Source organism: Streptomyces parvus (assembly GCF_032121415.1).
Classification (GTDB): Bacteria; Actinomycetota; Actinomycetes; order Streptomycetales; family Streptomycetaceae; genus Streptomyces; species Streptomyces globisporus_A.
The window spans coordinates 1,532,390-1,543,827 of record NZ_CP135079.1 but is presented as its reverse complement, the minus strand read 5'-3'; the positions used below and the strand labels follow the sequence as shown (position 1 = coordinate 1,543,827).

At 73.1% G+C, this 11,438-nt stretch carries 9 protein-coding genes and 1 pseudogene; 3 read left to right on the top strand and 7 right to left on the bottom strand.

Annotated features, from left to right (window positions below; translation table 11 throughout):
* Window positions 1-14 precede the first annotated feature (14 nt).
* The 4 genes and pseudogenes from RNL97_RS08060 to RNL97_RS08045 form a co-directional block, all read right to left on the bottom strand.
* Window positions 15-203, bottom strand: a pseudogene (locus RNL97_RS08060) (DUF4126 domain-containing protein); the annotation flags it as partial.
* 335 nt (window positions 204-538) lie between these two features.
* Complete coding sequence (locus RNL97_RS08055; protein ID WP_030583467.1) at window positions 539-1,150, bottom strand: TetR/AcrR family transcriptional regulator; 612 nt, start codon at window positions 1,148-1,150, stop codon at window positions 539-541.
* 53 nt (window positions 1,151-1,203) lie between these two features.
* Complete coding sequence (locus RNL97_RS08050; RefSeq protein ID WP_313750521.1) at window positions 1,204-3,291, bottom strand: YhgE/Pip domain-containing protein; 2,088 nt, start codon at window positions 3,289-3,291, stop codon at window positions 1,204-1,206.
* Window positions 3,263-4,051, bottom strand: a complete 789-nt coding sequence (locus RNL97_RS08045; RefSeq protein WP_243313808.1) for an ATP-binding cassette domain-containing protein — start codon at window positions 4,049-4,051, stop codon at window positions 3,263-3,265. The genes RNL97_RS08050 and RNL97_RS08045 overlap by 29 nt, the downstream gene beginning before the upstream one ends.
* Window positions 4,052-4,218: 167 nt before the next feature.
* Here RNL97_RS08045 and RNL97_RS08040 point away from each other — a divergent pair, with 167 nt between their 5' ends.
* From RNL97_RS08040 to RNL97_RS08030, 3 genes are all read left to right on the top strand, one after another.
* Window positions 4,219-4,746, top strand: coding sequence for an SAV_6107 family HEPN domain-containing protein (locus RNL97_RS08040; RefSeq protein ID WP_030583457.1), 528 nt, complete (start codon window positions 4,219-4,221; stop codon window positions 4,744-4,746).
* A gap of 105 nt (window positions 4,747-4,851) precedes the next feature.
* The gene (locus RNL97_RS08035; RefSeq protein ID WP_030583454.1) at window positions 4,852-5,610 is read left to right on the top strand and encodes a methyltransferase; all 759 of its coding nucleotides are present in this window, start codon (window positions 4,852-4,854) and stop codon (window positions 5,608-5,610) included.
* Window positions 5,611-5,857: 247 nt separating this feature from the next.
* Window positions 5,858-6,262: a DUF3040 domain-containing protein gene (locus tag RNL97_RS08030; protein ID WP_006123866.1), complete on the top strand. Its 405-nt coding sequence runs from the start codon at window positions 5,858-5,860 to the stop codon at window positions 6,260-6,262.
* 255 nt (window positions 6,263-6,517) lie between these two features.
* Here RNL97_RS08030 and RNL97_RS08025 read toward each other — a convergent pair whose 3' ends face one another.
* Genes RNL97_RS08025 through RNL97_RS08015 form a run of 3 tightly spaced genes read right to left on the bottom strand, consistent with a single transcriptional unit; the run spans window position 6,518 to window position 11,333 of the window.
* Complete coding sequence (locus tag RNL97_RS08025) at window positions 6,518-8,935, bottom strand: transglutaminase TgpA family protein (RefSeq protein ID WP_030583451.1); 2,418 nt, start codon at window positions 8,933-8,935, stop codon at window positions 6,518-6,520.
* Window positions 8,932-10,290, bottom strand: a complete 1,359-nt coding sequence (locus RNL97_RS08020) for a DUF58 domain-containing protein (RefSeq protein ID WP_030583448.1) — start codon at window positions 10,288-10,290, stop codon at window positions 8,932-8,934. The genes RNL97_RS08025 and RNL97_RS08020 overlap by 4 nt, the downstream gene beginning before the upstream one ends.
* Entirely contained in the window at window positions 10,290-11,333 is a 1,044-nt protein-coding gene (locus RNL97_RS08015; RefSeq protein WP_030583445.1) for an AAA family ATPase, read from the bottom strand. The genes RNL97_RS08020 and RNL97_RS08015 overlap by 1 nt, the downstream gene beginning before the upstream one ends.
* Window positions 11,334-11,438: the final 105 nt, after the last annotated feature.

Genomic DNA, 11,438 nt, shown 5'->3' with positions numbered 1-11,438 from the left:
CCGGCGCCCACAGCTCAGCCGTCAGGCCAGTTCCCACCCGTACCGGCCAGGCGCTTCTCCTCGCGGCGCTGGGCCCGGCGGCGCAGGAAGCGGCGGATCCGGGAGGCGAGGAAGAGCACGGTGACGATCCCGAGCACCAGCAGCACGGCAGCGATCACAGCGGCGGCCACGGGATCGCATACGGCGAAGGTGATGACTCCAGAACCGGGTGAGGTCGCGGGCGCAGCCCTGAGTACCCGTACCTAGGCGCACAGATGAGTACCTGCGCGGATAGGCCTCCACCCGCGGGGACGGCAGAGTGATGGCCACGGGAGGGGCGCTGCGCCAGGACCGCCGGCACGGGGCGGCGGAACGGTGCGGTTCCCCCGACGCAACGGGGGTGCGCGACGGAGCCCGGGGACCACGGGGGACATACGGGGTCACGGGGAACGGGTTTCCGGATGCACGGAAGACGCCGGTCCGATGATGTTCGCGGGGGATGCGAACCTCATCGGCCGGCGTCTTCGGCTTTCCCGGTGCCTTCCCGGGAGCCGCGGTCTCAGCGCCCGCTGACCCGCCCGTGCAGCAGCAGGGACAGCGCCGAGTGGACCTCGTCGATCGAGCGCTCCGGCTGGAACGCCTGCCAGTCCAGCGCCGCCACCAGCACCATCCCGACCAACGCGGCCGCCGTCAGCGGGATGTCGATCTCCTCGCTCAGCTCACCGCCGCGCACCGCGTCGCGCAGGACGCCCTCGACGACCGCCACGGCCTGCTGACGCACCACCAGCAGGGTGGACTGCCAGGCGCGGTTGGTGCGCCAGAGCTCGGCCACGTACAGCTGGGTGAAGGCCGGGTAGCGGTCGATGAAGGCGAGCCCGGCCCGGATCATCGCGTCCAGCGCCTCGACCCGGGTGCCGCCACGCTCCTCGGACTCCTCGGCGGCGGTCCGCAGTGAGGCGGTGAGCAGCCCCACGCCGTGCCGGAGCAGCTCCTCGAACAGCTCGGTCTTGCTCTTGAAGTTGTAATAGACCGTGCCCTTGGCGACCCCGGCCCGCTCGGCGATCTCGTCGACGGTGGTCGCGGAGAAGCCCTTCTCGGCGATGAGCGTCACCGCCGCCTCGTAGAGCTTCTGCCGGGTGGCCTGGCGGCGCGTGGTGCCACTGCTTTCCATGGGGCCGATTCTTCCAGGCCCGGGCGTACCCGGGGACGCGACAGCGGGCGCGCTCACAGGCTCAGCTCCGGATGCAGCCGACTCAGGCTCCACACCTGTTTGCGGCGGGCGGTGAACGCGGTCAGGGCGAGCGCGCCGACGGTGAAGGCCGCCAGCACCGCGCAGCCCAGCCAGACCGGGGTGAGCGGACCGCCCGTGATCAGCCTGCGCAGCCCCTCGACGACGTACGTCATGGGGAGGTACGGGTGGATCGCACCGAAGAATCCGGGACTCGTCTGGACGGGGTACGTGCCCCCGGCCGAGGTCAGCTGGAGCATCAGCACCACCAGCACCAGGATCCGCCCGGCCGCCCCGAAGCAGGCGTTCAGCCACTGCACGATCGCGGCGAAGCAGCACGTCACCAGGGCCAGGAAGCCGATCGTTCCGGCGGCGTGGGTCATCTGGAGGCCGAGGCCCCAGTGCAGGACGGCCATCAGGGCGCCGACCTGGGCCGCGCCGATGGCGGCGACCGGGAGCCAGCCGGCGAACGCGATCCGCCACGAGGAGGCCCCGGCGGCGAGCGCCCGCCGGTTGAGCGGCTGGATCAGCATGTACGCCACCATCGCGCCGACCCACAGGGACAGCGGGATGAAGTACGGGGCGAAGCCGGTGCCGTAGTTGGGGGCCTCGTGCAGCGACTTGGAGGCCAGCTGGACGGGGTCGGCCATGACATCGGTCCGCGCGTCGCGGTCCTTCTTGTCGTAGTCCGGGATCTTGTCCGCCCCGTCGTTGAGGCCCTGGGCCAGCTCGGCCGAGCCGTCGCCGAGCCGGAACAGCCCGCCGTCCAGGTTCTCCGCGCCGGTCTTCAGCTTGCCGACGCCGGTGTCCAGGTTGCTGGAGCCCGTCTGCGCGGTGCCGAGGCCCGTGTGCAGCGCCTGCGCGCCCTTGGCGACCTTCCGGGCGCCGGTGTTGAGCTCGTTGACCTTGGCCACGGCCGTCGCCAGGTCGTCGTCCAGCGTCGGGGCGCGCTTGGCGAGCGCCTCGGCCTGCTTCTGGAAGGCGACCAGCTGGTTGCTCAACTTCGTCAGATCGCCGTTCTGGCCGGCGACCAGGGTGTTCACATCGGCGGCGATCTTCGCGGCGTCCTCGGCCGTGACCTTGGCGCGCTCCAGCGGCGGGCAGGCCGTGGCGTCGGGCTCCTCGGCCTCCTCGCACTGCGTGCGGTGGATCTCGGCCAGCTCGTCGGCGGCCTTCCTGGCGCCGGACGCCGCGGTGGGCGCGGTCTTCACCAGCACGTCGAGGTTGTGCCGTACGGCCTGCGAGGTGTCGGCGACCAGCCGGGCGGTGTCCCGGATGGATTTCCCGTTGTCCTTGAAGAACGGGCGTACGTCACCTGCGATCCCGTTGACCTTGTCGGCCAGGACCTGGGTGCCTCCGGCGACCTGCTGGGAGCCTGTCGCGAGGTCGCGGGAGCCCTGGTTCAGCTTCACGATCCCGTCGGAGAGCTTCTTGCTGCCCGCTTTGGAGTCCTTGAGGCCGTCCGCGAGGTCCTTGGAACCCTGCTTCGCCTTCGAGATGCCGCCCTTGAGGTCGTCGGCGCCCTTGGCCGCCTCGGCGGTCTTGTCGTGCAGATCGGAGAAGTTGATGAAGATGCGGTCCAGGAAGCCCCGGGAGGCGTTGGTGGAGGCGGCGTTGCGCACCTCTCCGAAGACGGTCTTGGAGATCTGCCCGACGATGTAGTTGTTGGCGTCGTTCGTCCGTACCTGGAGCGCGCCGGTCTCGGGGGAGTCCCCGCCGCTGGACGCGATCTTCTCGCTGAAGTCCGACGGCATCGTGAGGGAGAGGTAGTACGTGCCCTCCTCGACGCCCTTCTCGGCCTCGGCGGAGCTGACCTCGTGCCAGGCGAAGACCTTGGAGTCGAGCAGCTTCTCGCTGATCTCGTCCCCGGCGGTGATCCGCTTGCCGTCGCTGGATGCTCCCTTGTCGTTGTTGACCAGCGCGACGGGCAGCTTGTCGAGCTTCCCGTACGGGTCCCAGAACGAGCACAGGTACAGGGCGCCGTAGAGCAGCGGCAGGAGCAGCAGGGCGACGAGCGCGGCGGCGGGCAGCTTGCCCCGGCCGAACCGCTTCAGCTCAAGCGCGGCGAGCTTCGGCGAACGCATCGGCCGTCTCCTCTTCGGTGGTGGGTTCCTCGGTGGCCGGTTCTTCGACATCGGCTTCTTCGGCGGCCGGTACGGTGCGTACGACCTGGGTGTTCCCGGGGGCCTCGCTGCACACGGCGAGCACCGTCGTCCCGGCGTCGGCCACGGAGCGCAGCAGCGCCCAGGCCTCGGCGCGCTCGGCGTCCGAGAGCTTGAGGTCGGTGTCGTCGACGGCCAGCAGCCGCGGCCTGCCGATCAGCGCCAGCGCGACGGAGAGCCGCAGCGCCTCAAGGCGCTCCAGGTCGCGTACGGAGGTGCGCCCCGACTTCGGCAGTGCGGCGGGGTCGAGCCCCGCGGCCTCCAGGGCCTCGTCCACCCGGGCCCCGGCGGCTGCCCGGCGCTCGGCGCGCGGGCGCAGCAGGGTGCGCAGGGGCGAGCCGTAACGGCCCTGGAGCAGGGCGCGTTCGCCCAGGTGCTCGGCGACGGTGAAGGCGGGGTCCAGCTCACTGACGCCCGGCACCGGCCCCAGGGCGGCGATCCTGCGTACGGCGGCGGCCTGCTTGGGCAGGCGCAGTCCGCCGGTCTCCGCACGGCCCTCGGTGGTGCGCATCCGGCCGGTCAGGGCGAGCAGCAGACAGGTGCGGCCCGATCCCGACGGTCCCTCGATGGCCACCAGTTCCCCCGGCTCGGCACTGAACGTCACGTTCCGGAAGACCCGGCCGCGCGGTCCTTCCAGTCCGAAGTCCTCGGCGCTGACAGCCGCGCCGTGCGGGCTCTCCACAGAGACCCTCCCCTTTTGAACTGACCAGTCAGTGCAAAAAGGTAGTCCGAACTCGCGCTCGAAGCAAAACAGCAGGTCAGAACCGACTGTGGGCCGATTGTCAGTGGGGCCCGCCACCATGGACACAGACGGCCACGGAGCCGTCACACGACGACAGGAGGTTCGTCATGGCCAGCTCGTCCGCAGCCGCCGCCCCGCGGCGCCGCGCAGGCAGCCCTGCCCCCTCACTGACCGGCCCGGCTAGCGATGTCCACCCCGTCCTGCGCCGGACCACGGCGCCGCCCGCCGCCCTCGATCTGCTCGCCAAGGCCCGCTCCGGCCTCGACGAGGCCGCCGTGCTCCGCGAGCCCAACGAGCGGTACGCCACCGCCCACCTCGCCGCCCTGCGCACCGCGGCGGCCGTGCTGGCCGCCCGCGGCCGCCCCGAGACGAACAAGCGCCGCCGCGACCGCATCCGCAGCGCCTGGGAGGTCCTCCCGGAGATAGCCCCGGAGCTGACCGAATGGAGCGCCCTCTTCGCCTCGGGCGCCGAGCGCCGGGCCCGTGCGGAGGCCGGCATGCCGGGAGCCGCCGGCCGGCGCGACGCCGACGACCTGCTGCGCGACGCGGCCATGTTCCTGCGCCTGGTGGAACGGCTGCTCGGGCTCCAGCCGGTCCTTCCGCAACCCCGCCCGGAGCGCCCGGGCGGCGGGTGACCTGGACGGCGGGGCGAGGCAATAGGGTGGTGACCGCTCACATCACCACCCGCACTGTTCACGCTCCGCCGTCCCCGGCGGCACCGTGCCGAGGAGTCATCTGCCGTGTCGGACCAGCCGCGCCCCCGCGCCTCCCTCCGTACCGCCGTGGTCTGGGAGGTCCTCAAGGAGGCCCTGGACCGTCAGGTCAAGGCGACCGGCAGGGGCGCCCTGGATGTCCTGGACACCGGCGGCGGCACCGGCAACTTCGCCGTGCCCGCGGCCAGGCTCGGCCACCGGGTCACCGTCGTCGACCCCAGCCCCAACGCCCTCTTCGCGCTGGAGCGCCGCGCCGCCGAGGCCGGGGTCGCCGACCGGGTCCGGGGGGTCCAGGGAGACATCCTCGGCCTGTTCGACGTCGTGGAGCGCGACGGCTTCGACGCGGTGCTCTGCCACGGCGTCCTGGAGTACGTCGACGAGCCCGCCGAGGGCGTACGCAACGCGGTCGAGGCGCTGCGCCCCTCCGGTGCGCTCAGCCTGCTCGCCGCCGGCCTCGGCGGAGCCGTTCTGGCCCGCGCGCTCGCCGGACACTTCACCGAGGCCCGGCAGGCGCTCACCGACCCGGCCGGCCGCTGGGGCGAGGGCGACCCGGTGCCCCGCAGGTTCACCGCCGAGCAGCTCTCCGGCCTGGTCTCCGATGCCGGGATGGAGATCGCCGCGGTGCACGGCGTCCGGGTCTTCGCCGACCTCGTGCCGGGCGTCCTGGTGGACACCGAGCCCGGCGCCATGGAGGCCCTCCTCAAGCTCGAAGCGGCCGCCGCCGAGCAGCCCGCCTTCCACTCGGTCGCCACCCAGCTGCACGTTCTGGGCGAGAAGCGCCACTGATCAGCAACGAAGCTGCGGACGGAGTGGGACTCAGGACCCCCGTACAGGGCGTAAGCCCCGTATGATCGGGTGACACCATCCGGCATGGCGGATCGGTCGTCGGGGAATCTACGCCTCAGCAGCCGAGCCGACATAGCGGTCCGGACTGGCTGAACGCTAGAGGGCGGGTTTCACGGGGGCGAATCCCTGCCTATCCTGGAAGGGCCGCATACCGGTCGCCCCCGCGGCCGACGACGAGGAGGATCCCGTGCCGCTCTCGGAGCACGAGCAGCGCATGCTCGAGCAGATGGAGCGAGCGCTGTACGCCGAAGATCCCAAGTTCGCGACAGCGCTCGAGGGAAGCGGGCTGCGTACGTACACCCGCAAAAGGGTCTACCAGGCGGTCGCAGGCTTCCTGGTGGGTATCGCGCTCCTCATGGCCGGAATGGTCGCCCAGCAGATCTGGATCAGCGTGGTGGGGTTCCTCGTCATGCTCGGCTGTGCTGTGCTCGCGGTCACCGGTTGGCGCAAAGCGCCCAAGCCCGGTGAACAGCAGCCGGCCGCCGCAGGTGGCGGGGACAGCGGCGCACGCCGCCGACCGAGACAACGCCGGTCGATGATGAACCGCATCGAGCAGCGGTGGCAGCGCCGCCGCGACGAACAGGGCCAGTAGTACGCATCGGCCCTGTTCTTCCCGCCCAGGGCCGGGCGATGTACGACGCAGGACATCGATGGGTGAGGGGCGGCCGCGGAAACGCGGCCGCCCCTCACCCATGCCGGACGGGGCGCCGGGCGGTAGAGCCGACGGGCCACCGGCGGGGACCTCCGACAGAGCCGACGGGCTCCGGCAGAGCAGAGAGAGCCTCCGGTCCGGGCCCGTTCACGGGGTCCGGACCGGAGGCTCTCCAGGGCGGGGCCTCTGCCCGCTTCAGCCGTGCTGGCGGGTGAGGCGGCGCAGCCGGGCCGTCCAACGACCGGCTCCCGCCCGGCCCGCCCACCGCTCCGCGAGCGCCGTCCGGCGGTCGGCGACCGCCCACACCACCCGGACGGACGAGCGGGGCAGGAGCGTTGCCCGCAGCCGGGTGCCACGGCCCGCCGATCCCCGCAGACCCGCCCGCACCGCCGACGCGTCCTCGGCCAGGCCGGTCGCCGGGTGCGGCTCGGGGGCGTACAGCACCTGCTCCACCGAGCCCGCGATCCGGTGGACCGCCTCGGCGGCGGTGGTGTCGAGCCGGCCCAGCCGTACGATCCGGGCCGCCGCCTTCCGGGGCGTCAGCGAATCGTCCGGGGCGATGCCGTGGTCCCAGGCCGTGTCGGTGACCTCCCGCCAGGCGGCCAGCGTCCGCGCGGCGGCGTCGGCGGGCGTCCGGCCCCCGGAGCCCAGCCGGCGGTTGCTCGTCCGGGTCCGCCACAGCAGCGGTGCCAACGGCAGCGCCAGGACCAGGACCGCCGCGAGGACCACCAGCAGCACCGTCCCGAGCGGGGTGCCCCGGTCGGTCGGCACCGCCGCCCCCGCTTCCTGCGAGGGCCCGCACCCGCCTTCCTGGCGCAGCTGCGGCGGGCAGCTGTCGTCGGCGGAGGGGAGGGCGGACGGCGCGGTGGAGGTGTCCGCGGAGGGCTCGGCCGCATCGCTCGCGGTGTCCGTGGGGACCTCGGGGCGGGTCCACGAGGGCGTGCTGCCCCGGCTCGGGGTGGGCTCGAACCGGGTCCACCCGACGCCCTCGAAATACAGCTCGGGCCAGGCGTGCGCGTCGCGCAGGCCGACCGAGATCGCCCCGTTCGACTTCATGGTGCCCGGGGTGAAGCCCACCGCGACCCGGGCCGGGATGCCCAGCGTCCGGGCCATCGCGGCCATCGAGAACGAGAAGTGGACGCAGAAGCCCTCCTTGTCACGGAGGAACCGGGCGATGGCGGACGACCCCGTGCCCGAGGTGACGGTCGTGTCGTAGGTGAAGCCGCCCTCGGAGGCGAACCAGTCCTGGAGCTTCACGGCCCGCTCGTAGGCGTTGGCCGAGCCTTCCGTCACCCGCCCGGCGGTCTCGGCGACCACCTTCGGGAGCGAGCCGGGGAGCTGGGTGTACTCGCGGCGCAGCTCCTCGGGCGGCGGACCCGCGGCCGCGAGCTGCTCCGCCGTGGGCTCGACGACCAGACTTCCGACCTCGTACCGCGCGCCGCGCGTGGTCTGCCCGTCGTCGCCGACCAGGGTGCGGCCCTCGGGTTCGTACCGCCAACGGCCGCCGACCCGGACTTCGCTCGCCGGATAGGGGAGCGGCAGATACGTCTGCTGGTAGGAGCGCGAGGCGGAGATGTTCGTCCGGACCTCCGTGACCGAGACGTCCCCGCCGAGCCCCGCGGGCTGCGGAAGGCGGTCGGGCACGTCCGTCAGCCGCCGGGTGGAGGAACGCCACTCGCTGCCGTTGAACTCGTCCAGGGCCAGGATCCGGAGATAGAGGTTCTGCGGGTTCTCGATGTTGCTGCGATACGTCATCACCTCCCGGTTCTCAGGCTGGTTGAGGTTGTTCTGGAGGGAGACCAGCGGATTCACCGCGGAGATGGTGCCGCCGCCGCTGCCCTTGCCGTTCCCCGGGCCGTTGCCGCCGAGCAGGCCGCTGTCCAGCGCGGGCAGGGCGAGGGGGGCCACCAGGGCGATACCGAGTGCCAGCACGCCGATCCGCCGCCCGGTGCGGACGGGGGAGGAGCCGCCGCCCGTACCGGACAGCCCGTCGGCCAGACCGCCCTTGGTCCGCGAGGCCCCACCGAAGACGCGGCCCCACTGGGAGAGCCGGTCCCGGCCCTCCGCCAGCAGGAGCAGCAGATAGCCGGAGGCGGCCAGCAGGAACCACAGCCAGCCCGCCCCGCCGTCGGAGAGGCCGGCCGCGACCGAATACAGGGCGAGGAGCGGCAGCCCGGCCGGGGCCGCGCTGCGGAAGGTCACCGCCATGGCGTCCACCACGAGGCCGATCAGAATCACCCCGCCGACCACCATCAGCTTGATGCCGTCGGTCAGCGGGGCCGGGGTGGAGTACGTACCGACGTCCTCGCCGCCCGCCGCCAGCAGCTCGCCGAGCCGCATGACGGCCTGCGGCCCCGGGACCACCCCCAGCAGGGCGTGGTCCCGCGCGAACACCAGCGTCAGCAGTACCAGCGTGACCAGCGCCTGGGCGGCGACGGTCAGCGTCCGGGCCAGCGGCACCCGGCGCGCCAGGGCGCCCACCCCGCTCTGGGCGCCGAGCAGCACCGCCGCCTGCACCAGCCAGCCGGCCCCCTCCACCAGCGGGATCAGCGCCCCCGCCGCCAGCAGTGTCGCCGCGTAGGCGCTCAGCGCCAGCCTGGCCCGTCCGCTCATGACCATCCCCCCGCGAAACCGGTCGGGCCGCCGCTCGGGGCGGACGGCGTGTCCGTGCGCATCCCGGCGGCCAGCTGCCACAGCTCGGGCAGCTCGTCACCCGGCTCCACCGGCACCGCCGTCCAGCCGGACTCGCGCAGCCGTCGCAGCCGGTCGTCGGCCGCGCCCTCGTCGCCGGCCCAGGCGGCGCTGTCCAGGACGAACGCGACCCCGGCGCCCGCACGTTGCCGCATCCGGGCCGCGACCGCGGTCTGCTCCTCGTCCAGATCGCCGAAGAACGCGATGAGCAGCCCCTCGTTGCCGCCGCGCAGCACGTCATGGGCGCGGCTGAGGCCCCCGCCGTCGGAATGGCCGACCACGGCGAGCGTGTCGAGCATCAGCCCCGCCGAGTCCGCGGACTCCTGGGTCGAGCCAGCGAAGCCGTCGGTCCCCTCGCCGGGCACCGCGTTCCCGTCGTCGGTGAGGAGCCGGACGGCGAAGCCGCGCTCCAGCATGTGCACCAGGGCGGAGGCCGCCCCCGAGACCGCCCATTCGAACGCCGAGTCGGGCCCGGCGCCCTGGTAGCCGGTCTGCCGGGTGTCCAGCAGGACCGTGCATCTGGCCCGCTGCGGCTGTTCCTCGCGTCGCACCATCAGCTCGCCGTGGCGCGCGGTGGAGCGCCAGTGGACCCGCCGCAGATCGTCGCCGTGCCGGTAGCCGCGCGGAATGATGTCGTCCTCACCGGCGAGCGCGAGCGAACGCTGCCGCCCGTCGCCGTAGCCGGAGGCCTCGCCCGCCAGCCGCAGCGCGGGCAGCGGCACCGTGCGCGGGATGACGACGAGGGTGTCGTACGCGCTGAAGGAACGCGTCAGCTCGCACATCCCGAAGGGGTCGCTGAGCCGGAGCTGCAACGGTCCCAGCGGATAGCGGCCGCGCAGATCGGAGCGGACCCGGTAGGACACCTCGCGCCGGCCGCCCGGCTCCACCCGGTCCAGGACGAAGCGCGGCCGCGGGCCCAGTACGTACGGCACGCGGTCCTGGAGCATCAGCAGACCGGTGGGCAGCCGGGAGACGTTGTCCATCCGCAGATGCACCCGCGCCTCCGCGCCCGCGGCCACCCGGGACGGCGAGAGGCGTCGGGTGCCCGTGACCCGGTAGCGGGTGCGGTAGAGCGCGGTCACACAGACCAGGGGCAGCACGGCGAGCAGCAGCCCGACCCGCAGCAGGTCGCCCTGGCCCAGGACGTACGCGCAGACGGCGGCGGCAAGACCGGCGGCCAGGAACGAGCGTCCCCGGGTGGTCAGTCCGCCCAGGGCGGTCCGGAGGCCGCCCTGCCGCCCGCCGTCCTCCACGGCGCCGGGCTCGCCGGCCGCCATCACAGCCGCCGTGCCCCGGGCTGCTGCTGGTGGTACAGCGGGCGGCCCGGCTCCTGCGCGGGCGGCGCGGTGCCACCGGCCGAGGTCGGTACGGGGGTCCGCTGGATGATCTCCCCGACCACCTGCTCCGCCGTGCGGCGGTTCAACTGGGCCTGGGCGGTGGGCAGCAGCCGGTGCGCGAGCACCGGGGTGGCCAGCGCCTGGACGTCGTCCGGCAGGGCGTAGTCACGCCCGCTGAGCGCTGCGGACGCCTTCGCGGCGCGCAGCAGATGCAGCGTCGCGCGCGGGGAGGCGCCGAGCCGGAGGTCGGGGTGGGTGCGGGTGGCCGCGACGAGCTCCACCGCGTAACGCCGGACGGCGTCGGCGACATGCACCGTACGGACGGCGTCGATCAGCTTCACGATGTCGTGGGCGTGGGCCACCGGCTGGAGGTCGTCCAACGGGGAGAGGCCCCCGTGCACATCGAGCATCTGGAGCTCGGCCTCCGGGCTCGGGTAGCCGATGGAGACCCGGGCCATGAAGCGGTCGCGCTGAGCCTCGGGCAGCGGGTAGGTGCCCTCCATCTCGACCGGGTTCTGCGTGGCGACCACCATGAACGGGTCGGGCAGCTCGTAGGTGTGCCCGTCGATGGTGACCTGGCGCTCCTCCATCGACTCCAGCAGCGCCGACTGCGTCTTCGGGGAGGCGCGGTTGATCTCGTCGCCGATCACGATCTGGGCGAAGATCGCGCCAGGCTTGAACTCGAAGTCCCGCCGCTGCTGGTCGAAGATCGACACACCGGTGATGTCCGAGGGCAGCAGGTCGGGCGTGAACTGGATCCGCCGCACCGAACAGTCGATGGACCGCGCCAGCGCCTTGGCCAGCATGGTCTTGCCCACCCCGGGGACGTCCTCGATGAGGAGATGCCCCTCGGCGAGCAGCACGGTCAGCGAGAGCCGTACGACCTCGGGCTTGCCCTCGATCACACCCTCCACCGACCTGCGCACCCGCTCTGCGGTGGTGGTCAGATCCGTGAGGCTCGCTCGATCGTCATAGGTCGTCACCCGGCCCTCCTCGGCCCTTTTGCGCAGGGGCCGTCGCGCGTACCCGCGCGGCCCACCCCGAAAATCGGACACTCCTCCGGAAGACCCGGGGGAGGTCACACCCGC